Genomic DNA, 23288 nt, shown 5'->3' with positions numbered 1-23288 from the left:
GATTAAAAATGAAAAAAGTATCGCCAAAATATAAAGAAGCCGCGAAGAAAGTTGATTCTACAAAGCTTTACTCAGTTGCTGAGGCCGTAGCTCTTGCTAAGTCTTCTGCTTACGCTAAATTCGACGAAACTGTTGATCTTGCTTTCCGTCTTGGTATTGACCCTCGTCACGCTGACCAAATGGTTCGTGGTGCGATCGTTATGCCAGCTGGTACTGGTAAGAAGACAACTGTTGTAGTTATCACTGCAGGTGAAAAACTTGCTGAAGCTGAAAAAGCTGGTGCTGACTTCGTTGGTGGTGACGACATCATCAATAAAATCGCTGGTGGTTGGATGGAATTCGATCGCGTAATCGCGACTCCAGATATGATGGGTAAGATCGGTAAGATCGCTCGCGTACTTGGTCCACGTGGTCTTATGCCGAACCCTAAGCTAGGTACAGTTACTACTGACGTAGCTAAGGCAATCGCTGAGCAAAAAGCCGGTAAAGTTGAATACCGTGCTGATAAAACTGGTATCGTACACGTTCCAATTGGTAAAAAATCTTTCACTGAAGCTCAGCTTATGGATAACTTCAAAGCTGTTTGCGGCGCGATCCTTCGTGCTAAGCCAGCTTCTGCTAAAGGTACATATGTTAAGTCGCTTACAATCAGCACTACTATGGGCCCAGGCGTGAAGATCGATGCTAACGACGCATCTACGGTATCACTATAATAAATTAAGACTTTGAAGGGGTTGAAGACAGCAGGTTTCTTCACAATGAAGTGTAAAGCCCGCCGAAACTCCCCTCCATGTAATATTAACGGAGGAATGAAACTATGATGACACGTGCAGAAAAAGACGCAGTAGTTTCTTCGATCAAAGAGAAAATTGAGAAGTCACAAGCTGTCTTCTTAACAAACCTCGTAGGTATCCCTTCAGTTGATTCGGTAAGAATCAGAAAGAATGTTCGCGAAGCTAAAGGCCACATGGTCGTTACTCGTAACACTCTTTTCGCTCGCGCGGCTAAAGGTACATTTGCTGAAGGTCTACTTTCTGATCTGAAGGGAACTAGCTGTGTGGCATTCGCTTACGAAGACGCAGCAGCAGTTGCGAAAATCGTTAACGATGCTTCAGGTGAGTTCGAGAATATCGTCACAATTCGTGGCGGTCAGCTCGGCGAACAAAAACTATCAAAAGCAGACGTTGTGGCCCTTGCGAAATTGCCATCTCGTCCACAAATGCTTGGAACATTACTTGCTACATTTAATGCGCCAGTATCAGCTTTTGCTAGAGTACTTTTTGCTATTCAAGAGCAGAAAGAAAAACAGAACGCTTAATAATTGCGTTCAAAACATTAACATTTTAAAGAATTTTAGGAGATTTTATGTCTATCACTAACGAACAACTAATCGAGCACGTATCAAAAATGTCAGTTCTTGACCTAGCTAACCTAGTTAAAGAACTTGAAACTAAATTCGGCGTATCTGCAGCTCCTGTAGCTGTTGCTGGTGGCGCTGCTGCTGCTGGTCCTGCTGCTGAAGAAAAAACTGAATTCACAGTAGTACTTGCTGATAAAGGTGCTTCTCCAATTAACGTAATTAAAGAAGTACGTGCTATCACTGGTCTAGGTCTTAAAGAAGCTAAAGATCTAGTAGAAGGCGCGCCTAAGACTGTTAAAGAAGGCGTATCGAAAGATGAAGCTGCTGAGCTTAAGAAGAAGCTTGAAGCTGCCGGCGCTAAAGTCGAAGTTAAGTAATTTCGTTCTCATAGTCCCTCGGGATTCCATGGAAGCAGGCCTAAAACCTGCTTCCATTTTTGCGTTTTAGAAGAATTTTTTAGTTAGTTGAGCCCTACATACTCAGGAGTCATTAAATGACAAAAGTATTTGCACCAAACGAGTGGACACGTAGAAGTTTCAGCAAAAACGACTATGTGATGTCACCGCCGAGCTTGATGAAACTGCAGATCAGCTCGTACGAGGATTTCCTTCAAAAAGATATCCCTCCTGCAAAACGTGAAGATAAGGGCCTTCAGGCTGTCTTCAAGTCTATTTTCCCAATTTTCGATTTCAACAAGACTGTATCTCTAGAGTTCGTTAGTTACACACTAGAAGAGCCTAAATACTCAGTGGGTGAATGTCGTGCCCGCGGTCTTTCATATGAATCACCATTGAAGGTGACTGTTCGCCTAATCTTCTACGATATGACTTCAGAGCGTGAAGATGGTCAGCGTACTATTTCATCAATTAAAGAACAGGAAGTTTACCTAGGTAACATTCCTTTAATGGCCCCAACTGGGTCGTTCATATTCAACGGTACTGAGCGCGTAATCGTTTCTCAGCTTCACCGTTCTCCAGGGATCATTTTTGAACACGATTCTGGTAAAAAGCACTCTTCTGGTAAGCTTCTTTACTCAGCTCGTATCATCCCTCACCGTGGTTCATGGTTGGATTTCGAATTCGATCATAAGAACATTCTTTACGCTCGTATCGACCGTAAACGTAAGTTCCACGCAACAGTTATCCTTAAAGCAATGGGCTACTCTGTAGCTGACCTTCTTAAGGCCTTCTATCCTCTTGAGAAAATCAATCTTTCTGAGAAAGGTTATTCTCGTGAGCTAGATTACGACCTACTCGTTGGTGCTCGTATTGATGACGATATCCTTCACCCAAAAACTGGTGAAGCGATCATCAAAAAAGGCAAGAAGATCACTAAACCTGCAGTTAAAAAACTTCAGGAATCTGGTCTTAAAGCTCTTCCTCTTAAACTTGAAGAAGTTGTTGGGAAAGTTATTGCTGACGATATCTACGACAAATCAACAGGTGAAGTTATCGCTTCTGCAAACGAAGCTCTTACTGAATCTAAGATTTTCGAATTTATCAAAGCTGGTATCAAGTCAGTTGAAACTATCTACATTGATAACGTGAACTACTCTGATCAAATCAGAAACACACTTTATCTAGATAAAACTCACTCTACAGAAGAAGCTCTAATCAAAATTTTTGAAAGACTTCGTCCAGGTGAGCCTCCAACAATTGAAGCTGCTGAAACTCTTTTCGGCGGTCTATTCTTTACAGCAGCAAAATATGACCTATCTAAAGTAGGCCGTATGAAGATCAACTATAAGTTCGGTCTTGATATTCCTGTAGAGAACACAGTTCTTACGAAAGAAGACATCCTTACAACTGTTAAGTACCTAGTGGATCTTAACAACGGTAAAGGTCAAGTTGATGATATCGATCACCTTGGTAACCGTCGTGTACGTGCGGTTGGTGAACTTCTTGAGAACCAATTCCGTGTTGGTCTAGTTCGTATGGAAAGAGCGGTAAAAGAAAGAATGTCGATTCAAGAACTCGACACGATGATGCCGCACGATCTTGTGAACCAAAAACCAGTTGCTGCTGCAGTTAAGGAGTTCTTCGGATCTTCTCAATTGTCTCAGTTCATGGATCAAACAAACCCACTTTCTGAAGTAACACACAAGCGTCGTCTTTCAGCTCTAGGCCCAGGCGGTCTAACTCGTGAGCGCGCTGGTTTCGAAGTACGTGACGTTCACGCAACTCACTACGGTCGTATGTGTCCAATTGAGACTCCAGAGGGACCAAACATTGGTCTAATCACGTCTCTTGCTACATACGCGAAAGTTTCTGAGTACGGATTCATTGAATCTCCGTACCGTGTTGTTAACGAAGATCGCTCAATTGAGAAGAAGATCAAGTACTTCTCTTCTTTCGAAGAAGAAGGAAAAATTATCGCTCAAGCTGATAATCACTTCATTAAAGACGGTAAAGTTGCTGGTAACATGATCGCTGCTCGTAAGCAGGGTGAACTTGCACTAGTTGACGCCTCTGAAGTTGATTTGATGGACGTTTCTCCATCGCAAATGATCTCGATCGCTACTTCATTGATTCCGTTCCTTGAGCACGATGATGCTAACCGCGCACTAATGGGTTCAAACATGATGAGACAGGCAGTGCCAGTTGTTAAAACTGACGCTCCTCTTGTTGGTACAGGTGTTGAATCAACTGTTGCTCGTGACTCTGGTGCGATTCTATTCGCTGAACACGACGGTAAAGTAATCTTCGTTGATTCTAACCGTATCGTTATCCAGCGTGATAACTTCAAAGAAGAAGAATCAGGCGTAGATGTTTACAAGCTTGTTAAATATCAGCGTTCTAACCAAAACACTTCTATTAACCAGAAAGCTCTTGTTAAAGAAGGTGACCGCGTTCACGAAGGTGATGTAATCGCCGACGGTCCAGCAACTCACCTTGGAGATCTGGCTCTTGGTCAAAACATCCTTGTGGCATTCATGCCATGGGGTGGTTACAACTACGAAGACTCGATCCTAATTAACGAGAAGATCCTTGCTCAAGACGTGTTCACAACGATCCACATCGAAAACTACGAAGTGGAAGCTCGTGATACAAAACTTGGTAAAGAAGAAATCACTCGCGATATTCCAAACGTTTCTGAAGAGGCCCTAAAAGACCTTGATGAAGCTGGTATCATCCGCGTTGGTGCGATCGTAAAACCAGGAGACATCCTAGTTGGTAAGATCACTCCAAAAGGTGAGACTCAACTTTCTCCAGAAGAAAAACTTCTTAAAGCGATCTTCGGTGATAAGGCCGGAGACGTTAAAGATACTTCTCTTCGCGTTCCTTCTTCAGTTCGCGGTACAGTAATCGACGCTCACGTCTTCACTCGTGAAGGTGTTGAACTAGATGCTCGTTCTAAAGCGATCATTGAAAAAGAAACTGCTCTTATCCGTCGTGATGAGAACATTGAAATTAAGGCCATCCAACGTTCAGCAATTAAGAAAATCGCTGACATGCTTGGTGGTGCTGTTACTGAAGATAAACTCGTTTCTGAAGATGGTTCATCTGAACTATTGAAGAAAGGAACTAAGATTACAGAAGAAGTTCTTTACTCTATTCCTTTCGAGCTTATCGGATACCTACCTCTTAAAGCTGATCTTGAAGAGAAGCTTTCTGAGTACTTCGCTGACATCCGTAACCGTATCAATCGTGTACGTGCGAAAGCGAACGAGGAAATTGCTAAGCTTCACAAAGGTGACGAGCTTCCTCCTGGTGTTATCAAGAAAGTCGTTGTTTACATCGCGATTAAGCGTAAGCTTCAGCCGGGTGATAAAATGGCGGGTCGTCACGGTAACAAAGGGGTTATCTCTCGCGTTCTTCCAGTTGAAGACATGCCATATATGGCCGACGGTACACCGGTAGAAATCGTGCTTAACCCACTAGGGGTTCCTTCACGTATGAACATCGGTCAGCTCTTCGAGCTTCACCTTGGTTGGGCAGGTCGCGGTCTTGGTGACAAGATTCGTTACATGATGGAAGAGCAAATGGAGCTTAACAGAATTAAAGATCTTATCTCTAAGATCTATAAGACTCCAGAAACTGATGCTTGGTTGAAGAAAGCTTCAGACGCTCAAGTTAAAGAGCTTGCTGAAAAACTTCAGTCTGGTGTTCGTTTCGCATCTCCGACATTCGATGGTGCTACTGAAAAAGATATCGAAGAAATGTTCGACCTTGCTGAGCTTGATCGTTCAGGTAAGACGACTCTATTCGACGGTATCACAGGCGAAGCTTTCTCTGAGGAAGTAACTGTTGGTTCAATGTACATGTTGAAACTTCACCACCTTGTTGATGAGAAGATTCACGCTCGTTCTACTGGTCCTTACTCACTTGTTACTCAGCAGCCGCTTGGTGGTAAAGCTCAGTTCGGTGGTCAGCGTCTAGGGGAAATGGAAGTGTGGGCACTTGAAGCATACGGTGCTGCTTATACTCTACAAGAGTTCCTGACTGTTAAGTCGGATGACGTTGTAGGTAGAACGCGCATGTATGAGTCTATTGTTAAAGGCGAGCAGGTTCTTGAACCAGGCTTACCAGAGTCGTTTAACGTTCTAATTCGCGAGCTTCAAGCACTTGCGCTTGATGTGAAATTAGAAGAACCGACTGCAGAGCCATTACTTTAATTTTTAGAACAGGATTAGCTCAATGAAAGACTTATTAAATTTTTTCGATAAACCAAAAGATCCAGTTTCAGTTCAGGCCATCTCTATCAGGATGGCCTCTCCTGACACGATCCGTGAATGGTCTTTCGGCGAAGTAAAAAAGCCAGAGACTATTAACTACCGTACATTCAAGCCGGAAAGAGATGGTCTTTTCTGCGCTAAGATCTTTGGACCTATCAAAGATTACGAGTGTATCTGTGGTAAGTATAAGCGTATGAAGCACAGAGGTGTTGTGTGTGAGAAGTGTGGCGTTGAAGTTACACTTTCTAAAGTACGTCGTGAGCGTTGTGGCCACATTGAGCTAGCTTCTCCAGTTGCTCACATCTGGTTCCTTCGTTCTCTTCCTTCTCGTATCGGTGCTCTTCTTGATCTTTCTCTAAAAGATCTTGAAAGAATCCTTTATAACGAAGCTTATATCGTAACTTCTTCTTCAAACACTGAAGCAGAGGGTGGCCTTCCAGTTGGAACGATCCTTTCTGAGCAGAAGTTCCATGAGTTGAAAGCTGCTAACGTAGATTTCAAAGCTGGCATGGGTGGTGAAGTTGTTAAAGATCTACTTTCTAAAGTAGACATTGATATTCTTAACAAAGAACTTCGTCGTGGTCTTCGTGACGCTACAACTGATCTTGCAAAAGCTAAGATCATTAAGCGTCTTAAAGTGGTTGAGTCACTTCTTCGCTCACCAAACAAGCCTGACTGGTTCATGATGGATGTTATTCCGGTTCTTCCACCGGATCTTCGTCCACTAGTTCCTCTTGAAGCCGGCCGTTTTGCTACTTCAGATCTTAACGACCTTTACCGTCGTGTGATCAACCGTAACAACCGTCTTAAGCGTCTTAAAGAACTTAACGCTCCAGAAATCATCATCCGTAACGAGAAGCGTATGCTTCAAGAAGCTGTTGATGCTCTATTTGATAACGGCCGTCGTGGTAAAGTGTTCACAGGTGCTAACAAGCGTCCTCTTCGTTCACTTTCAGACATGCTTAAAGGTAAACAAGGTCGTTTCCGTCAGAACCTTCTTGGTAAACGTGTAGACTATTCTGGTCGTTCGGTTATCGTAGTAGGTCCTTACTTGAAACTTCACCAGTGCGGTCTTCCTAAGATGATGGCACTCGAGCTTTTCAAGCCGTTCATTTACAACAAACTTATCGAGAAAGGTCACTGTACAACCATTAAAGTTGCAAAACGCATGGTTGATCAGCAGAAGCAAGAAGTTTGGGACATCCTTGAGGACGTAGTACAAGAGCACCCGGTTCTTCTTAACCGTGCTCCAACTCTACACAGACTTGGTATCCAGGCCTTCGAACCTATCCTTATCGAAGGTAAGGCCATCCAACTTCACCCGCTTGTTTGTACAGCGTTCAACGCTGACTTCGACGGTGACCAAATGGCCGTTCACGTTCCACTATCTATCGAAGCTCAGATTGAGGCCCGCGTTCTAGCTATGTCTACGAACAACATCCTCTCTCCGAAAGACGGTACACCAATCATCGTTCCTTCTCAGGATATCGTTCTTGGTATGTACTATATGTCTCGCGTGCGTCCATTCGCTCGTGGTTACGGTCGCGTATTCGCTTCTAAAGAAGAAGCTCAGTTCGCTTACCACACAGGAAATCTTCACCTTCAAGCTCCAATCAAGATCCGTCTTGATGGTAAGCTGATTGAGACAACTGTTGGTCGTACATTCGTATACGATGTGACTCCGAAAGCCCTTGGTTTTGATGCTATCAACAAGATCCTTAACAAGAAGGAACTTGCGAAGCTCATCGACCTTGCTTACCGTAAGTCGACAGAGAAAGAATGTGTGATGTTCGCAGATTCAATCATGAAAATGGGTTACGAGTACGCTACAAAAGCCGGTATCTCGATCAACATCAAAGACATGACGATCCCTGCTGAAAAAGCAAACATCATCGACTCAGCTCAAGCTGAAGTTGATAAGATCACAAACGAATATAACGAAGGTTCGATCACTAACGGTGAGCGATACAACAAGATCGTAGACGTTTGGGCACAAACTAACGAAAAACTTTCTAAAGTTCTAATCGACGGTCTATCGAAAGATGACTTCGTTTCAGAAGATGGAAAAGAAAAAACTAAAGCTCCTTCATTCAACGCTATCTTCATGATGGCCGATTCAGGGGCCCGAGGTTCGAACGTACAGATCCGTCAGCTAGCTGGTATGCGTGGTCTAATGGCGAAGCCGTCAGGCGAGATCATTGAGACTCCAATTACTTCTAACTTCCGTGAAGGTCTAACAGTTCTTCAGTACTTCGCTTCTTCACACGGTGCTCGTAAAGGTCTAGCCGATACAGCTCTTAAGACAGCGAACTCTGGTTACCTAACTCGTCGTCTAGTTGACGTTGCTCAGGATGGTATCATCCGTCAGGTTGACTGTGATGCTACAGACGGTATCGTTCTTACTTCACGTATTGAATCAGGTGAAATCGCTGAGCACGTGGCATCAAGAGTTCTTGGCCGTGTTGCTCTAGAAGACGTAAGAGGAAAGAATGGAAGCACTCTTTACCCTCGTAACCACCTATTCACAGAGAAAGATGTTTCAACAATTATGTCTGAAGAGATCGACCAAATTAAGGTTCGTTCTGTTCTAACATGTAAAGAAAAGCACGGCTTCTGTGCTCTTTGTTTCGGTCGCGACCTTGCTCGCGGTAAGCTGGTATCTATCGGTGAAGCAGTTGGTATTATCGCTGCTCAGTCGATCGGTGAACCAGGTACTCAGTTAACAATGCGTACATTCCACATCGGTGGTACTGCAACTGCAGGTGCTCAAGTTAACAAGTCTGAAGCTAAGACAGCTGGTAAGCTTGTGTTCGAAAACGTTAAAACCGTTACTCGTGAAGATGGCGCTATGGTCATCATGAACAAGACCGGTGAAATTGTAATTAAAAACGATCAGGGCGCTGAGAAAGAGCGTTACCCAGCGATCTACGGTGCGACTCTATTCTTCAAAGATGGTCAAACTGTAGCAGTGGGTGACAGAATTCTTGAGTGGGACCCATTTGCTATGCCGATCATGACGGAAGTTGCTGGTACGGTTAAATACGAAGACCTAGTTCCTGGTGCTACTTATACAGAAGTACTAGATGCTGTAACAGGTCTATCTCACCGTGTAGTAACTGAAGCTAAAGGTAAAGAAGATCTCTCTAAGCAACCACGTGTTCTTATCTGTGACGACCAAGGTAACCCAATTGTTGTTCCAGGTACTAAACGTATTGCTTCGTATACACTACCTGTTGGTGCGAACATCGTAGTGAATCCGGGAGATAAGATCGATGCCGGTTTCGTAATCGCAAAAGTACAGCGTGAATCTACTAAAACGAAAGATATCACAGGGGGTCTTCCTCGAGTTGCTGAACTTTTCGAAGCACGTAAGCCGACAAACTCTTCGCAGATCGCGGACATCGCCGGTACTATCGAGTACGGTCCAGAAGTTCGTGGATCACGTAAGATCATCATTAAGCCTGAGGACGGGTCTGAACAAGTTGTTTATACCATTCCAAAAGGTCGCTATGTGATCGTTAACGAGGGTGACTATGTTCGTCCAGGTGACCAAATCATGGATGGACCAACTAACCCGCACGATATTCTTCGTGTTCTAGGTGAAAAAGCGGTTGCTCGCTACATCACTGACGAAATTCAAGAGGTTTATCGTCTTCAAGGTGTGAAAATCGATGATAAGCACATTGAAGTAATCGTTAGCCAAATGCTGAAGAAAGTTGAGATCACAGGTCCAGGCGACTCAATCTTCGTAGAAGGAGATTCAGTTACTAAGGCCGAGTTTATGGATGAAAACGAGCGTCTGATTGCTCAGAACCTACAACCAGCGTCTGCTAAGGCTCTGTTATTAGGTATCACAAAGGCATCATTGACGACGGAATCGTTCCTGTCTGCTGCATCTTTCCAAGAAACGACTAAGGTTCTTACTCAGGCGGCTCTTGAAGGTAAAAAAGACGAACTTCGTGGTCTTAAAGAAAACGTGTTGATGGGCCGACTAATTCCTGCCGGTACTGGGATTCCTAGATATAAGGATTTTCAAGCAGATATCGTTAAGGAAGAGAACCCATTCAGCATGAGTCTGTAAGGTTTAAATTAAACTTGTATTAGCCAGTGCGTTCTGTTAAATACACTGGCTAATCTCTAAAACAATGTAAGGAATTTTAGTATGCCTACTATTAACCAATTAGTGAGAAAAGGTCGCGATTTACAAAAATCGAAGACAAAATCTCCTGCGCTTGTTGGATGTCCACAGCGTCGTGGTGTTTGTACTCGTGTTTATACAACAACTCCTAAGAAGCCAAACTCTGCTCTACGTAAAGTGTGTAAAGTTAAGCTTACTTCTGGTTACGAAGTAATTTCGTACATCGGTGGTGAAGGTCACAACCTACAAGAGCACAGTATCGTACTAGTGCGCGGTGGACGTGTTAAAGATCTTCCAGGTGTTCGTTACCATACAGTTCGTGGAGCTCTAGATGCATCTGGTGTTGAAAAACGCCGTAAGCGTCGTTCACTCTACGGTGCTAAAAAACCTAAGAAATAATTTGAGGTAAATATGTCTCGTAAGCATCAAGCTCCAGTAAGAGAAGTTCTACCAGATCCAAAGTATGGTGACATTCTTATTACAAAAGTAATCAACACTCTTATGTACGATGGTAAGAAATCGACTGCAGAAGCGATCTTCTATCAAGCACTAGATCTAGTTGAGAAAAAAGTTGGCGAAGAAGGTATCAAAGTTTTCAAAAAAGCTATGAACAACATCAAGCCAGCTGTTGAAGTAAAATCTCGTCGTATCGGTGGCGCAACTTACCAAGTGCCTATCGAAGTACGTCCTAACAGAAAGCAATCTCTTGCTCTTCGTTGGTTACGTGATTATTCACGTTCTCGCGCTGGTAAGAACATGGTTGAAAAACTTGCTGACGAAATTATCGATGCAGCTAACAACCGCGGCGGCGCTGTTAAGAAACGTGAAGACGTTTACAAAATGGCTGAAGCTAACAAAGCTTTCGCTCACCTTAAGTGGTAGTCTAATTGAAATTTCAAAGAGGGCCGTCTACCAAGGCGGCCCTTTTTTTTTCTACAAGAGATAGCTCGCGATGAAGTCTACTGAGATTCATAAAGTACGTAATATTGGAATCATGGCACACATCGATGCCGGTAAGACGACCACTACTGAAAGAATCCTTTTTTATACTGGCAAAAACTACAAGATCGGAGAAGTTCACGAAGGAACTGCGACGATGGATTGGATGGTGCAGGAACAAGAACGTGGTATCACGATCACTGCCGCCGCCACGACTTGTATGTGGAACAATGCCGTCATCAATATCATTGATACTCCGGGACACGTGGACTTTACGATTGAAGTAGAGCGTTCACTTCGTGTGCTTGATGGAGCTGTTGGTGTATTCGATGCTGTGAGTGGTGTAGAGCCACAATCAGAAACCGTTTGGGGCCAAGCTGATAAATATCACGTGCCTCGAATTGCCTTCGTTAACAAAATGGACCGTGTTGGTGCCGATTTCCTAAACTGTATCGCTGAAATCCGCGAGAAGCTTGGAAAGAAGGCCGCTGCCATTCAAATGCCGGTTGGTGTTGAAGATACTTTCACTGGCATGATCGATCTTCTTACTCTTAAAAAATACACTTGGGCCGGTTCAGACCTGGGTGAAAAATTCACACTTTCTGATCTTGAAGGTTCAGAGCTCGATGAAGCAAAACTTTATCGCGATGAACTTCTGGAAGCACTTGCTGATTACGATGACAAGCTGGCCGAGGACTACCTTGGTGGTGCTGAAATCTCAGCAGAAGCAATGGAAACAGCTATTCGTACTGCCACAATTAAACACGGATTCATTCCGGTTCTTTGTGGAAGTGCATTCAAAAATAAAGGCGTGCAGCCTCTTCTAGACGCTGTCGTTAAATACCTTCCTTCTCCTCTAGATAAAGGGGAAGTGAGTGGTCACGATGCTAAGGACTACGAGAAAATTGTGACTCGTAAGCCGGATGAGAAAGAACTTTTCTCAGCTCTCGCGTTCAAAATTTCTTCGGATCCATTCGTGGGTCAGATCACTTACATCAGAATCTATTCTGGAGAGTTGACTGCTGGTTCTCAGGTGTACAATCCACTTGAGAAGAAGAAAGAACGTATTAATAAAATTCTTCAGATGCACGCAAACAAGAGAACTGAACTTGAATCAGCTTCGGCCGGCGATATCGTTGCCGTTTCTGGCCTAAAGTTCACGACCACTGGTCAAACTCTGTGTGCTGAACATAAGCCAATCATTTTCGATCTGATGGAGTTCCCGGAGACGGTAATTTCTATCGCCATCGAACCTAAGACCACCGCCGATGAAGAGAAGCTTCAAAAGACCTTGGATTACCTTAAAGTGGAAGATCCTTCTTTCAACTACCGTAATAACAAGGAAACTGGTCAGCTTTTGATTTTTGGTATGGGTGAGCTTCACCTCGACATTATTACTGACCGTCTTGAGCGGGAATTTAAGGTTGGCGTGAATAAGGGGAGTCCGCAAGTGTCTTACCGTGAATCAATCAGCGGTACCGGCACGGCCTCTAATACCTTTAGTCGCGAACTTGGCGGTAAGAACCAATTTGGCCAGGCAACTATCCATGTGGAGCCTATTGAGGGCAGCCTTGAGCTTAAAGTGGATTTCAAGAAGAAAGACAAATCTATTCCAGAAGAAATATATGAAGCGGTTAAACGCGGTATTATGGACTCGGCTCCTGGCGGAGCGATGGCCGGGTACCCTTTAATTGGAATTAAGGCCACTGTAGAATCTGTCGAATTTAATGAGGCGGAAAGTTCAGATGTGGCATATACTATCGCAGCTTCAATGGCATTTAAGGAGGCCTGTCAAAAGGCCGGTCTGGTTCTCATGGAGCCAATTATGGCCCTTGAGGTTACTACGCCTAGTGATTATGCCGGTGATGTGATCGCCGACGTGAACGCTAAACGCGGACGTATTCTAGGTATTGAGCCTAAGAGCAACAAAGATGTGCTTAAGGCGGAAGTGCCGCTTTCAGAAATGTTCGGTTATAGTACGCAGCTTCGTTCTAAGACCCAAGGACGTGCTAGCTTTACTTTAACTTTTAAATTATATGAACCACTAACTCATAACCAAGCAAAAGAAATCCTGCAGAAGCGCGGGATTTACATTTAAGGGAGAGCCCCATGGCTAAGGAAAAGTTTGATCGTAGTAAGCCGCACGTAAACATCGGTACTATCGGTCACGTAGATCACGGTAAAACAACACTAACTGCTGCTATCACAATGACGATGGCAAAAGTTTACGGTGGTACAGCTAAATCATACGCTGACATCGATTCAGCTCCTGAAGAAAAAGCTCGTGGTATTACAATCAATACTGCACACGTTGAATATACAACAGCTAACCGTCACTACGCTCACGTAGATTGTCCGGGTCACGCTGACTACGTTAAGAACATGATTACTGGTGCTGCTCAGATGGACGGCGCTATTCTAGTTTGTTCTGCAGCTGACGGTCCTATGCCTCAGACTCGTGAGCACATCCTTCTTGCTCGTCAGGTAGGTGTACCAGCGATCGTAGTATTCATGAACAAAGTTGACCAAGTAGACGATAAAGAACTTCTTGATCTAGTAGAAATGGAGATCAGAGAGCTTCTTTCTAAATACCAATTCCCTGGTGACGATATTCCTGTAGTTAAGGGTTCTGCTCTTGCTGCTGTTGAAGGCCGTGATCCAGAAATCGGTGAGAAAGCAATCGTTGAATTAATGAACCAAGTAGATGCTTATATCCCGACTCCAGCTCGTGATATTGATAAGCCATTCCTTATGCCAGTTGAGGACGTGTTCTCAATCTCTGGTCGTGGTACAGTAGTAACTGGCCGTGTAGAGCGTGGTATCGTGAAAGTGGGCGAAGAAATCGAAATCATCGGTATCAAAGAAGCTCAAAAATCTACGATCACTGGTGTTGAGATGTTCCGTAAGCTTCTTGACGAAGGTCGTGCAGGTGATAACGTTGGTCTTCTTCTTCGCGGTACTAAGCGTGAAGACGTTGAACGTGGTCAGTGTATGATTAAACCAGGAACGGTTAAGCCTCACGCTAAATTCCGTTGCGAAGTTTATATCCTTACAAAAGAAGAGGGTGGACGTCATACTCCAATCTTCAAAGGTTACCGTCCTCAGTTCTACTTCAGAACGACAGACGTAACTGGTTCAATCACTCTTAACGATGGTGTTGAGATGATTATGCCAGGCGATAACACTTCTTTCGCTGTAGAGCTTATCGCTCCAGTAGCTATGGAGAAGGGTCTTCGTTTCGCGATCCGTGAAGGTGGCCGTACAATCGGTGCCGGTACTGTTTCTGATATTCTTGCTTAATATGTCAAAAAAATAACAGAATGGGCTTTACAAAGGCCCATTCTTTTTCTATTTTGACTCAAAAATTTTTTTGGAGATCTAATGAAGACTAATAAACTGAGAATTAAGCTTCGTGCTTATGACTACAATATTCTTGATGCTTCGGTACAAGAGATTGTTCAAACAGCTAAAAATACAGGGGCACGTGTCGCTGGACCGATCCCTCTTCCTACTGAAATCAACCGCTATACAGTACTTCGTTCACCTCACATCGATAAAAAATCTCGTGAGCAGTTCGAAATGCGTACTCATAAGCGTCTAATCGACATCGTTGAGCCGACTCAACAGACTGTTGATAGCCTTATGAAGCTAGATCTTTCAGCTGGTGTTGACGTAGAAATCAAGTACTAGTATAAAGCTCAAACGCTTTTTATTTTGTAGATAGTTCATATTATTAACCATGAATGCATCCCTGAGAGAGGGTGATGCTGTGGAGGGCGAATGTCAGACGCTAAAGTTAGTCTGCCTGCTTTTTACGGAATTAAAGCTGGCATGACCAGAATCTTTGATCAGAACGGTAACCACGTTCCTGTCACTGTAGTTAAACTAATTCCGAACGTTATTTCTCAAGTCAAGACTGTTGAAAAAGACGGTTACACTGCTTATCAAGTTGCTTACAACGAAAAGCGTGAATCTCTAATCACTTCTCCAGTTAAAGGCCACCTCAAGAAAGCTAACATCGAAAAGAACTTCTCTGAGTTCTCTGAAATTTCAGTTTCTGAAGTTGCAGCAGACGCTCTTGGAAAAGAAGCTTCTCTTGATGCTTTCCCAGTTGCTACATATGTAGATGTAACTGGTCCATCAAAAGGTAAAGGTACTGCCGGTGTTATGAAGCGTTGGAACTTCCAAGGGGGTCCAGCAGCTCACGGTTCACACTTCCACCGTCGTCCAGGTTCTATCGGATGTCGTGCAACTCCAGCACGCGTATTCGCTAACAAAAAACTTCCAGGTCACCTAGGTGTTGAAACATCTACTGTTCAAAACGTTCAAGTAGTAGAAGTAAACCTAGAAGCTGGTTATATGCTTCTTAAAGGTTCTATCCCTGGCTCTAAGAATGGTTTCGTACGTGTTGCGAAAGCCGTGAAGAAGTAAGGGGGAAATAAATTATGACAACTGAATTAAACGTATTAAATACAAAATTCGAAAAGTCTGGCTCACTAAAAGCTAACGTTGATTTCTCTGTTGAAGCAATCAACGGAACAGTAGTTCACCAAGTTGTAAAAGCAACTCTAGCTGGTCGCCGTCAAGGTACAGCTGCTACTAAAACTAAAGCTCTAGTTTCAGGCGGCGGTAAAAAGCCATTCAAGCAAAAAGGTACTGGTAACGCTCGTCAGGGTTCTACTCGTTCTCCTCTTATGCCTGGAGGCGGTACTGTATTCGGTCCACAACCTCGTTCTTACGAGCAAAAAGTTAACAAGAAGATGATGCTTGTAGCGATCTCTTCTGTTCTTGCTGATAAGCACCAGGCTGGAAAACTTCATATCGTAGAAAAATTAGAATCTACTGGTAAGACGAAAGATATGTTCAAGGCTCTTTCTTCAAGAAACCTTCTTCCAGCTCTAGTAATTACAGCTGAAGTTAATGAAAAAGTATCTCGCGCAGTAAGTAACCTTGAGAAAGCAAAATACGCTCCGGTTGACGGTTTCAGCGTTTACGAAGCTGTTAAATTCGAAAACCTAGTGATTGAGAAAGCTGCTTTCGAAAAATTAATCGGAAGGCTGGTGTAAGATGTTAGGTTTAGAAAACGTATTAATTAAACCACTATTAACTGAAAAAACGTCGAAAGAGACTGAATCTTTCAATCGCTACGCATTCGTAGTGAACACGAAAGCTAACAAAAACCAAATCAAAAGCGCTGTAGAGAAGTTCTTTGATGTAAAGGTTGTTAGCGTCCGCACTTCTGTTCTTCCTGGTAAGACAAAACGTGCTGGTCGTGGTTATAAAAAGTCATCAGCTTCTAAAAAAGCTTATGTTCAACTCCAAGACGGCCAGAAGATTGAATTCTTCAAAGGCATTTAAGGTAAAAGGCTAAAAGTATGGCAACTTTAAAAAAATTCCGTCCTATCACCCCTTCTCAACGTGAGAAAGTGGTTGTGACAGGAGATATTACTAAAGGTGTAGCTCCAGAGAAATCTCTATTAGCTCCACTTAAAAAGAACGCCGGTCGTAACTCTTCTGGTGTAATCACTGTTCGTCACCACGGTGGCGGTGTTAAGCAAAAGTACCGTTTGATTGATTTCAAACGTTCTAAGCTTGATATCCCTGCAACTGTTAAGACGATCGAGCACGATCCAAACAGAACTTGTAACATCGCTCTTGTAGTCTACGCTGATGGTGTTAAATCATACATCATCGCTCCAGTAGGTCTTAAAGTTGGCGACGTTATCATCTCTTCTGAGAATGCAGATATTAAAGCTGGTAACGCTAAACTTCTTAAAGATATCCCAGTGGGTACTCTTATTCACAACGTTGAACTTAACCCTAAACGTGGTGGTCAGATGGCTCGTTCAGCTGGTGCATACGCTCAGCTTATGGCCAAAGAAGGCGATTTCGCTCTTCTTCGTCTTCCATCTGGTGAGCTACGTAAAGTTCCTGCAAACTGCAGAGCTACAATCGGCCAAGTTGGTAAGATTGAGCACGAACTTGCTAACATCGGTAAAGCTGGTACAAACCGTCACCGTGGTATCCGTCCTACAGTACGTGGTGTGGTAATGAACCCAGTAGATCACCCGCATGGTGGTGGTGAAGGTCGTACATCGGGTGGTCGTCACCCAGTATCTCCTTGGGGTCTTCCAACTCGTGGCTTTAAGACGAGAAAGAACAAGCGTACAAACAAGTTCATCGTTAAGAGAAGAAAGTAATAGGGGTAAATAATGGCACGTTCAATTAAAAAAGGTCCGTTTGTAGATAATTACCTCTACAAAAAAGCAGCTGAGGCCAAGAAAAATACTAAGGGTAATACAGTCATTAAGACCTGGTCACGTCGTTCAACGATTACGCCAGATTTCATTGGTTTAACTTTTGCTGTTCATAACGGTAAAAAGTTTATCCCAGTATATGTGACTGACAACATGGTTGGGCACAAGTTTGGCGAATTCGCTCTTACTCGTACTTTCAACGGTCACGGCGCTGGCGATAAGAAAGCCGGCGGCGACAAGTAAGAGGTAAATTATGATTACAGTAAAAAACAATAATGTCGGAACATCTGCTCGTAAGGTTAGACAAGTTGTTGACTTGATCCGCAAGAAGAAGGTTGAGGAAGCTCTTAAGATCCTTCGTTTCTGCGAAAAGAAAGAGACTGCTATCGTCGTTACTAAACTTATCAACAGCGGTCTAGCTATCGCTGCAGAATCTAAGAAATATGACTTAGATAATCTGATCATTGATATGGTTAAAGTTGATGAAGGTCCTGCTCTTAAGCGTATTATGCCACGTGCTCAAGGCCGTGCTTATCGCATTAGCAAGAAATCAAGTTACATCACTCTAGCTCTTAAAGAAGCTTAATCAGGGGAAGACTAAATGGGACAAAAGGTTAATCCAACCGGTTTCAGACTTGGCTACATTAAGACGTGGCACTCTAACTGGTATGTTAAAAACAATTACGCGGATATCTTTCAACAAGATCTAGCTATCCGTAACTATATCGATACTGAGCTTTCACAAGCTGCTATCGCTAAAACTGAAATCACTCGTACAGCTGACCAGGTAAAAGTAACTGTTTACTCTGCTAAGCCAGGTGTTGCGATCGGGAAAAAAGGTACAGGGATCGAAAAAATCCGTAATGACCTTAAAAAAATTACAAACTGCCCTTTGTTTTTCAACATTGCAGAAGTAAAACGTCCGGATTCAGAAGCTAAACTAATTGCTGAAAACATCGCTCAACAACTTGAGAAGCGTGTGGCCTTCCGTCGCGCTATGAAGAAAGTAATGACTTCAGCTTTCCGCTCTGGCGTGAAAGGTATCAAGATTAAGTGTTCTGGTCGTCTAGGTGGAGCTGAAATCGCTCGTACTGAAGGATATGCAGAGAAGAAAGTTCCTCTTCATACACTTCGTGCTGACATCGACTACAACACTGCTCAAGCTAAAACAACGTTCGGTATCATCGGCGTTAAAGTTTGGGTTTATAAGGGCGAAATTTACAAATAGTAATTATTTAGAGGTAACATTATGTTAAGTCCTAAAAGAGTAAAACATAGAAAGATGCAGAAAGGCCGTATGGCTGGTGCTGCAAACTCAGGGAATACAATCACTTTCGGTGAATACGGTCTTCAAGCTACAACTTGTGGCTTTATCACAAACCGTCAAATCGAAGCTGCCCGTATTGCTATCTCACGCGAAACTAAGCGTGGCGGTAATATGTGGATCAAAATCTTCCCTGATAAATCCCTAACTAAAAAACCAGCGGAAGTACGTATGGGTAAAGGTAAAGGGTCTCCGGAGGAGTGGGTTGCTGTAGTTAAGCCGGGCCGTATTCTTTTCGAAATCGGTGGCGTAGATAAAGCAACTGCTGATGCAGCACTTAGACTAGCAAAGTATAAACTTCCAGTTAGAACGAAAATCGTATCTAAAGCGGAATTAGTATCGGCTGACGCCCCTACTAATGCTGCTGAATAAACTGGATTAGTAGAGGTAGTTATGTTAAAAACCGCAGACATTTCAAAACTTAGCGCTAAAGAATTGAACGAGAAGGTTACAACTCTTAAGGCTGAACTTTTTAATAACAAGTTCAACAAGTTCACTACTGGCTCTGATAAGCCACATGTTGTGAAACAACTTAAGAAAGATATTGCCCGTCTCTTAACTTTTAAAAACGCTAAAAAATAAGACGGGTGAACAATGAGCACAACATTTAAAAGAACACTTACTGGTGAAGTTGTAAGCGACAAGACATCGAAAACAATCGTTGTTCGCGTTGAAAGAAAAACTATGCACCCTAAGTACAACAAATTCGTGACTAAATCGAAGAAGTACCACGTTCATGATGAGAAAGAACAAGCTTCAGTAGGTCAGACAGTCACAATCATCGAATCTAAGCCATACTCTAAGCTAAAGAGATGGGAACTAGTTTCGATCACGAAGTAGTGGAGTAATTTATGATTCAGCAACAAACGATCCTAGATGTGGCCGATAACTCTGGCGCTAAAACTGTTCAGTGTATTAAAGTTCTGGGCGGTTCTAAGCATATGAGCGCTCAAGTTGGCGACGTTATCGTCGTAGCCGTTCAGCAAGCAATTTCTGGCGGTAAAGTTAAGAAAGGTGATGTTAAAAAAGCCGTTATCGTTCGTACTGTTTACCCAGTAAGACGCGAAGATGGTTCATATATTAATTTCGATACAAACAGCGTGGTTATTATTGCAGCAAATAATGAGCCAGTAGGTACACGTATTTTCGGGCCAGTAGCGAGAGAGTTAAGAAACAAGAACTTTGCAAAGATCTGTTCACTCGCTCACGAAGTGCTCTAATCAGCGTGTAAGGAGAAAAAATGCAAAAGCTGAAAGTGAACGACACTGTTCAAGTCCTAGCCGGAAAAGACAAAGGCAAACAGGGCAAGATCAAGTCAATCAACTTCAAGACAAATCGTGTTGTAGTTGAAGGTGTAAACGTAGTTAAAAAAGCAATCAAGCCTAACCAACAGAATCAACAAGGCGGGATTGTGGATATGGAAAAAGCCATCCATATCAGTAACGTTGCTCTATTGGATCCAAAATCTGGAAAACCAACAAGAGTAGCTGTTAAAAAAGTTGCTGGCAAAAACGTAAGAGTTGCTGCCAAAAGCAAATCCGAAATCAAGTAATTCTGAGGGAAACATATGGCACGTTTAAAGGCTCTGTATGAATCAGAGATTAAAAAGAAGCTGAATGAAAAGTTCAAATACGGGAACGTTCATCAGATTCCAAAACTAGAAAAAATCATCGTTAACTGTGTTACTCGTGATGCAGTTTCAAACGGTAAAATCGTAGATAGCATTGTGGCAGATCTTGCTGCTATCACTGGTCAAAAGCCAGTTGTAGCTCGCGCTAAGAAATCAATTGCTTCATTCAAACTTCGTCAAGACCAAGCTCTTGGTGCATTCGTTACCCTTCGTGGTGAGCAAATGTACGAGTTCCTTGATCGTTTGATTAACCTTTCTCTCCCTCGCGTAAAAGACTTCCGTGGTCTTTCACCAAAGGGTTTCGATGGTAAAGGTAACTATACCATGGGTCTGAAAGAGCAAATCATCTTCCCAGAAATCGACTACGACAAGATCGATAAGATCCGTGGTATGGGAATTAGCTTTGTAACAACAGCTACTAACAACGAAGAAGGCCGCGAAATGCTAAGACTTTTCGGCATGCCTTTCAGAGAGAAGTAAGAGGGAACTATGGCACGTTTAAGCGCAGTAGTAAAAAATAAGAGAAGAGAAAAACTAGCTAAGAAATTCGGCCCAAAAGCTGCTGAACTTCGTAAAAAAGCAGTAGATGCAAAACTTTCTGATGAAGAAAGAGATGCAGCTCGTGCGAAGCTTCAGAAGATTCCACGTAATGGTAATCCAAATCGCGTACGTAACCGTTGCGAACTTACTGGAAGACCTCGTGCATTTTTCCGTGATTTTAAACTTAGCCGAAACAAATTCCGTGAACTAGCAAACAATGGTCTCATCCCTGGTGTGACCAAGGCTAGCTGGTAAGGAAGGGGAAATATATTATGATGACAGATCCTATCGCAGATATGTTAACAAGAATTCGCAACGCTAACAAAGCCGGCCTTGATAAGCTTGAGCTTCCTGCTAGCAAAATTAAAGCGAACATTTGCCGCGTTCTTAAAGAAGAAGGCTATATTAAGTCTTTCAAGATCGCAGCTAAATCTCCTTCTGAAATCGTGATCAAAATCGGTCTTAAAGAAGGTGCAATTGTTGGTCTTAAAAGAATTTCGACTCCAGGACTAAGAGTTTATAAAGGCTACCGTGAAATGCCACGTGTTCTATCAGGACTAGGCGTAAGCGTTGTTTCCACTTCTGCGGGAATTATTTCTTCTCGTAAAGCAGCCTCTCTAAAACTTGGTGGCGAAATCATCTGTAACGTTTGGTAATCGGAGCAACTTATGTCACGTATTGGAAAAAAGCCGGTAGGCATTCCTGATAAAGTAGAAGTTAAAGTTAACGGTCTTACCGTTGACGTAAAAGGCCCTAAGGGTCAGCTTTCTTATACTTTTCACAAAGATGTGAAAATTGAAAAAGCTGATAAAGCAATCAACGTATCTCCAGCTAACCAGACAACATCTGCTAAAGCTGTTTGGGGTATGTCTAGAACGCTCCTTGGTAACATGGTAACTGGTGTAACAACTGGTTTCGTAAAATCTCTTGAGTTCAACGGTGTAGGTTACAAGGCTGCTGTTTCTGGTAGCACTCTAACTCTTAACCTTGGTTACTCTCACTCTATTGACTACAAACTCCCAAAAGGTGTTGAAGCTAAAGTTAATAAGAACGTGATCGAGTTCCACGGTTGCGATAAAGAACTTGTTGGTTTCGTTGCCGCTCAAGTCCGCTCTTTCAGAGAGCCTGAACCATATAAGGGGAAAGGCTTGAAGTACACAGATGAGACAATCATCCGTAAGGCCGGTAAAACAGGTGCTAAAAAATAATAGGTGAGTTATGAGAAAAAATACCGCAAAAATTAAAAATGAAACTAAGGCAAAAGAATACCGCCGCAAGCTTTCTATCAGAAAGAAAGTGGTTGGTTCTGCCGAAGCTCCTCGCTTGTGTGTAACTAAAACAAACAAGCACCTTCGTGTTCAAGCTATCGACGATGTTAAGTCAGCTACACTTTTCTCGGTTCAAACTTTCGGGAAAGCAAAAGTTGCTGATCACGCAAATGCTGAAGGCGCGAAAAAAGTTGGTGCCGCTGTAGCAGCTACGCTTAAGAAGAGTAACCTTTCTAAGGCCGTATTCGACAGAAGCGGTAAACAGTACACAGGTGTTATTAAAGCACTTGCTGACTCAATCCGTGAAAACGGCATCCAAATTTAATTAGGGGAAAGTATGAGCGAAGAAAATAACAACGAAGTAGAAAACGAAACAGAAGCGAAAGCTGATAAGAAAGGTGGCAAGCGTCCAGCTCGTGCCCCTCGCGCAGAAAAGAAGCCAGCTGCTCAAGACGGTCTAAACCCTGATCTTGAAGAAAGAGTTGTTGCTGTTAATCGCGTTGCTAAAGTAGTTAAGGGTGGTCGTCGTTTCTCATTTGCAGCACTAATTGTTGTAGGTGATAAGAACGGTAAAGTTGGCTACGGTCTTGGTAAAGCGAAAGAAGTACCAGATGCAATCCGCAAAGCTGGTATGAAAGCTTCTAAGCGTATGATCAAAGTATCTATCGAGAACGGAACAATCCCTCACGAAGTACTAGGTCTATTCGGCGCTGGTGAAGTTCTTCTTAAGCCTGCTGGCGAAGGTACTGGTATTAAAGCTGCTGGTGCTTGTCGTTCAATCCTTGAGCTTGCTGGTGTTAAGAACGTACTTACTAAGTCTGTTCGTGGATCAAACCCACACAACATCGTAAAAGCAACTTTCAAAGCACTTAAGAACCTTCGTTCACTTGATGAAGTGGCAACTGTTCGCGGTGTAAACACTAAAGGTCTTCGTATGAAGGCTAAAGCTCCAAAAGCTTAAGGTGATATATGAGCAACAAGCAAATTACAGTTAAACTAATCAGAAGCACAATCGCTTGTACTGAAAAGCAAAAAGCTACAGTCCGCGGCCTAGGTCTTAGAAGAATCAATCACACGAAAACGCTTGAGAATACTCCAGCTGTTCGTGGAATGATCAAAGCTATGATCCAGTGGCTCGAGATCGTAAAATAATAGAG

The 23288-nt window shown here is 43.1% G+C and carries 28 protein-coding genes and 1 pseudogene; all 29 read left to right on the top strand.

All coding sequences use genetic code 11. From position 1 onward, the window contains the following. Positions 1-8: 8 nt before the first annotated feature. On the top strand, positions 9-713 hold the full coding sequence (gene rplA / locus ACJVC5_RS04640) for a 50S ribosomal protein L1 (protein ID WP_408098212.1): 705 nt from the start codon (positions 9-11) through the stop codon (positions 711-713). Between the two features lie 104 nt (positions 714-817). After that, the gene (gene rplJ, locus ACJVC5_RS04635; protein ID WP_408098211.1) at positions 818-1318 is read left to right on the top strand and encodes a 50S ribosomal protein L10; all 501 of its coding nucleotides are present in this window, start codon (positions 818-820) and stop codon (positions 1316-1318) included. A 47-nt stretch (positions 1319-1365) separates the two neighbouring features. Then, complete coding sequence (gene rplL, locus ACJVC5_RS04630; RefSeq protein WP_408098210.1) at positions 1366-1737, top strand: 50S ribosomal protein L7/L12; 372 nt, start codon at positions 1366-1368, stop codon at positions 1735-1737. 116 nt (positions 1738-1853) lie between these two features. Continuing rightward, on the top strand, positions 1854-5975 hold the full coding sequence (gene rpoB / locus ACJVC5_RS04625; RefSeq protein ID WP_408098209.1) for a DNA-directed RNA polymerase subunit beta: 4122 nt from the start codon (positions 1854-1856) through the stop codon (positions 5973-5975). 22 nt (positions 5976-5997) lie between these two features. After that, positions 5998-10071, top strand: a pseudogene (gene rpoC / locus ACJVC5_RS04620) (DNA-directed RNA polymerase subunit beta'); the annotation flags it as partial. A gap of 126 nt (positions 10072-10197) precedes the next feature. Then, positions 10198-10572, top strand: a complete 375-nt coding sequence (rpsL, locus tag ACJVC5_RS04615; RefSeq protein WP_321395447.1) for a 30S ribosomal protein S12 — start codon at positions 10198-10200, stop codon at positions 10570-10572. Between the two features lie 12 nt (positions 10573-10584). Next, positions 10585-11055 carry a 30S ribosomal protein S7 gene (gene rpsG / locus ACJVC5_RS04610; protein WP_408098208.1) on the top strand — a complete coding sequence of 157 codons (471 nt, stop codon included), beginning with the start codon at positions 10585-10587 and terminating at the stop codon, positions 11053-11055. Between the two features lie 70 nt (positions 11056-11125). Continuing rightward, positions 11126-13210 (top strand): elongation factor G, encoded by a 2085-nt coding sequence (fusA, locus tag ACJVC5_RS04605; RefSeq protein WP_408098207.1) that lies wholly within the window; start codon positions 11126-11128, stop codon positions 13208-13210. A gap of 11 nt (positions 13211-13221) precedes the next feature. Next, positions 13222-14412, top strand: a complete 1191-nt coding sequence (gene tuf, locus ACJVC5_RS04600) for an elongation factor Tu (protein WP_408098206.1) — start codon at positions 13222-13224, stop codon at positions 14410-14412. A gap of 81 nt (positions 14413-14493) precedes the next feature. Beyond that, entirely contained in the window at positions 14494-14802 is a 309-nt protein-coding gene (rpsJ, locus tag ACJVC5_RS04595) for a 30S ribosomal protein S10 (protein WP_321395438.1), read from the top strand. 90 nt (positions 14803-14892) lie between these two features. Further along, positions 14893-15543, top strand: coding sequence for a 50S ribosomal protein L3 (gene rplC / locus ACJVC5_RS04590; RefSeq protein WP_408098205.1), 651 nt, complete (start codon positions 14893-14895; stop codon positions 15541-15543). Positions 15544-15557: 14 nt separating this feature from the next. Then, positions 15558-16178 (top strand): 50S ribosomal protein L4, encoded by a 621-nt coding sequence (rplD, locus tag ACJVC5_RS04585; protein ID WP_408098204.1) that lies wholly within the window; start codon positions 15558-15560, stop codon positions 16176-16178. 1 nt (position 16179) lies between these two features. Continuing rightward, positions 16180-16470, top strand: coding sequence for a 50S ribosomal protein L23 (rplW, locus tag ACJVC5_RS04580; protein ID WP_321395432.1), 291 nt, complete (start codon positions 16180-16182; stop codon positions 16468-16470). A 17-nt stretch (positions 16471-16487) separates the two neighbouring features. Beyond that, the gene (gene rplB / locus ACJVC5_RS04575; RefSeq protein WP_408098203.1) at positions 16488-17312 is read left to right on the top strand and encodes a 50S ribosomal protein L2; all 825 of its coding nucleotides are present in this window, start codon (positions 16488-16490) and stop codon (positions 17310-17312) included. Between the two features lie 12 nt (positions 17313-17324). Beyond that, positions 17325-17612, top strand: coding sequence for a 30S ribosomal protein S19 (gene rpsS / locus ACJVC5_RS04570; protein WP_321395428.1), 288 nt, complete (start codon positions 17325-17327; stop codon positions 17610-17612). A 10-nt stretch (positions 17613-17622) separates the two neighbouring features. After that, complete coding sequence (rplV, locus tag ACJVC5_RS04565) at positions 17623-17955, top strand: 50S ribosomal protein L22 (protein ID WP_408098202.1); 333 nt, start codon at positions 17623-17625, stop codon at positions 17953-17955. 15 nt (positions 17956-17970) lie between these two features. Continuing rightward, a complete protein-coding gene (gene rpsC / locus ACJVC5_RS04560; RefSeq protein WP_408098201.1) occupies positions 17971-18597 on the top strand; it encodes a 30S ribosomal protein S3 in 627 nt (208 codons plus the stop codon). Between the two features lie 21 nt (positions 18598-18618). After that, the gene (rplP, locus tag ACJVC5_RS04555) at positions 18619-19065 is read left to right on the top strand and encodes a 50S ribosomal protein L16 (protein ID WP_408098200.1); all 447 of its coding nucleotides are present in this window, start codon (positions 18619-18621) and stop codon (positions 19063-19065) included. A gap of 21 nt (positions 19066-19086) precedes the next feature. After that, positions 19087-19275, top strand: a complete 189-nt coding sequence (gene rpmC / locus ACJVC5_RS04550; RefSeq protein ID WP_408098199.1) for a 50S ribosomal protein L29 — start codon at positions 19087-19089, stop codon at positions 19273-19275. Positions 19276-19287: 12 nt separating this feature from the next. Then, positions 19288-19533 carry a 30S ribosomal protein S17 gene (gene rpsQ, locus ACJVC5_RS04545; RefSeq protein ID WP_408098198.1) on the top strand — a complete coding sequence of 82 codons (246 nt, stop codon included), beginning with the start codon at positions 19288-19290 and terminating at the stop codon, positions 19531-19533. Between the two features lie 11 nt (positions 19534-19544). Then, positions 19545-19913 (top strand): 50S ribosomal protein L14, encoded by a 369-nt coding sequence (gene rplN, locus ACJVC5_RS04540; RefSeq protein ID WP_408098197.1) that lies wholly within the window; start codon positions 19545-19547, stop codon positions 19911-19913. Positions 19914-19933: 20 nt separating this feature from the next. Beyond that, positions 19934-20245 (top strand): 50S ribosomal protein L24, encoded by a 312-nt coding sequence (gene rplX / locus ACJVC5_RS04535; protein ID WP_321395413.1) that lies wholly within the window; start codon positions 19934-19936, stop codon positions 20243-20245. Positions 20246-20260: 15 nt separating this feature from the next. After that, positions 20261-20803 carry a 50S ribosomal protein L5 gene (rplE, locus tag ACJVC5_RS04530; RefSeq protein WP_408098196.1) on the top strand — a complete coding sequence of 181 codons (543 nt, stop codon included), beginning with the start codon at positions 20261-20263 and terminating at the stop codon, positions 20801-20803. A 9-nt stretch (positions 20804-20812) separates the two neighbouring features. Continuing rightward, positions 20813-21118: a 30S ribosomal protein S14 gene (gene rpsN / locus ACJVC5_RS04525; protein WP_408098195.1), complete on the top strand. Its 306-nt coding sequence runs from the start codon at positions 20813-20815 to the stop codon at positions 21116-21118. Positions 21119-21135: 17 nt separating this feature from the next. After that, positions 21136-21519 (top strand): 30S ribosomal protein S8, encoded by a 384-nt coding sequence (gene rpsH, locus ACJVC5_RS04520; protein WP_408098194.1) that lies wholly within the window; start codon positions 21136-21138, stop codon positions 21517-21519. 12 nt (positions 21520-21531) lie between these two features. Further along, entirely contained in the window at positions 21532-22071 is a 540-nt protein-coding gene (rplF, locus tag ACJVC5_RS04515; protein WP_408098193.1) for a 50S ribosomal protein L6, read from the top strand. 10 nt (positions 22072-22081) lie between these two features. Next, positions 22082-22456 carry a 50S ribosomal protein L18 gene (rplR, locus tag ACJVC5_RS04510; RefSeq protein WP_408098192.1) on the top strand — a complete coding sequence of 125 codons (375 nt, stop codon included), beginning with the start codon at positions 22082-22084 and terminating at the stop codon, positions 22454-22456. 12 nt (positions 22457-22468) lie between these two features. Beyond that, positions 22469-23092, top strand: a complete 624-nt coding sequence (gene rpsE / locus ACJVC5_RS04505) for a 30S ribosomal protein S5 (RefSeq protein WP_408098191.1) — start codon at positions 22469-22471, stop codon at positions 23090-23092. Positions 23093-23100: 8 nt separating this feature from the next. Then, on the top strand, positions 23101-23283 hold the full coding sequence (rpmD, locus tag ACJVC5_RS04500) for a 50S ribosomal protein L30 (protein WP_408098190.1): 183 nt from the start codon (positions 23101-23103) through the stop codon (positions 23281-23283). The last annotated feature ends 5 nt before the right edge of the window (positions 23284-23288 follow it).

It is taken from the genome of Peredibacter sp. HCB2-198, assembly GCF_045999315.1.
In the GTDB taxonomy this organism is placed as follows: Bacteria; Bdellovibrionota; Bacteriovoracia; order Bacteriovoracales; family Bacteriovoracaceae; genus Peredibacter.
This window is presented reverse-complemented; position numbering and strand designations above follow the sequence as displayed.

Bases quoted from the DNA above. Each gene is read 5' to 3' on its own strand.
- rplR (WP_408098192.1), top strand. From the start codon at position 22,082: ATGAGAAAAAATACCGCAAAAATTAAAAATGAAACTAAGGCAAAAGAA.
- rplL (WP_408098210.1), top strand. From the start codon at position 1,366: ATGTCTATCACTAACGAACAACTAATCGAGCACGTATCAAAAATGTCA.
- rpsS (WP_321395428.1), top strand. From the start codon at position 17,325: ATGGCACGTTCAATTAAAAAAGGTCCGTTTGTAGATAATTACCTCTAC.
- rpsQ (WP_408098198.1), top strand. From the start codon at position 19,288: ATGAGCACAACATTTAAAAGAACACTTACTGGTGAAGTTGTAAGCGAC.
- rplX (WP_321395413.1), top strand. From the start codon at position 19,934: ATGCAAAAGCTGAAAGTGAACGACACTGTTCAAGTCCTAGCCGGAAAA.
- rpsC (WP_408098201.1), top strand. From the start codon at position 17,971: ATGGGACAAAAGGTTAATCCAACCGGTTTCAGACTTGGCTACATTAAG.
- rpsH (WP_408098194.1), top strand. From the start codon at position 21,136: ATGATGACAGATCCTATCGCAGATATGTTAACAAGAATTCGCAACGCT.
- rpsL (WP_321395447.1), top strand. From the start codon at position 10,198: ATGCCTACTATTAACCAATTAGTGAGAAAAGGTCGCGATTTACAAAAA.
- rpsG (WP_408098208.1), top strand. From the start codon at position 10,585: ATGTCTCGTAAGCATCAAGCTCCAGTAAGAGAAGTTCTACCAGATCCA.
- rplB (WP_408098203.1), top strand. From the start codon at position 16,488: ATGGCAACTTTAAAAAAATTCCGTCCTATCACCCCTTCTCAACGTGAG.
- rpmD (WP_408098190.1), top strand. From the start codon at position 23,101: ATGAGCAACAAGCAAATTACAGTTAAACTAATCAGAAGCACAATCGCT.
- rplF (WP_408098193.1), top strand. From the start codon at position 21,532: ATGTCACGTATTGGAAAAAAGCCGGTAGGCATTCCTGATAAAGTAGAA.
- rplC (WP_408098205.1), top strand. From the start codon at position 14,893: ATGTCAGACGCTAAAGTTAGTCTGCCTGCTTTTTACGGAATTAAAGCT.
- rplE (WP_408098196.1), top strand. From the start codon at position 20,261: ATGGCACGTTTAAAGGCTCTGTATGAATCAGAGATTAAAAAGAAGCTG.
- rpoB (WP_408098209.1), top strand. From the start codon at position 1,854: ATGACAAAAGTATTTGCACCAAACGAGTGGACACGTAGAAGTTTCAGC.
- rpsE (WP_408098191.1), top strand. From the start codon at position 22,469: ATGAGCGAAGAAAATAACAACGAAGTAGAAAACGAAACAGAAGCGAAA.
- tuf (WP_408098206.1), top strand. From the start codon at position 13,222: ATGGCTAAGGAAAAGTTTGATCGTAGTAAGCCGCACGTAAACATCGGT.
- rplW (WP_321395432.1), top strand. From the start codon at position 16,180: ATGTTAGGTTTAGAAAACGTATTAATTAAACCACTATTAACTGAAAAA.
- rpmC (WP_408098199.1), top strand. From the start codon at position 19,087: ATGTTAAAAACCGCAGACATTTCAAAACTTAGCGCTAAAGAATTGAAC.
- rplP (WP_408098200.1), top strand. From the start codon at position 18,619: ATGTTAAGTCCTAAAAGAGTAAAACATAGAAAGATGCAGAAAGGCCGT.
- rplJ (WP_408098211.1), top strand. From the start codon at position 818: ATGATGACACGTGCAGAAAAAGACGCAGTAGTTTCTTCGATCAAAGAG.
- rplN (WP_408098197.1), top strand. From the start codon at position 19,545: ATGATTCAGCAACAAACGATCCTAGATGTGGCCGATAACTCTGGCGCT.
- rpsJ (WP_321395438.1), top strand. From the start codon at position 14,494: ATGAAGACTAATAAACTGAGAATTAAGCTTCGTGCTTATGACTACAAT.
- rplA (WP_408098212.1), top strand. From the start codon at position 9: ATGAAAAAAGTATCGCCAAAATATAAAGAAGCCGCGAAGAAAGTTGAT.
- rpsN (WP_408098195.1), top strand. From the start codon at position 20,813: ATGGCACGTTTAAGCGCAGTAGTAAAAAATAAGAGAAGAGAAAAACTA.
- rplD (WP_408098204.1), top strand. From the start codon at position 15,558: ATGACAACTGAATTAAACGTATTAAATACAAAATTCGAAAAGTCTGGC.
- rplV (WP_408098202.1), top strand. From the start codon at position 17,623: ATGATTACAGTAAAAAACAATAATGTCGGAACATCTGCTCGTAAGGTT.
- fusA (WP_408098207.1), top strand. From the start codon at position 11,126: ATGAAGTCTACTGAGATTCATAAAGTACGTAATATTGGAATCATGGCA.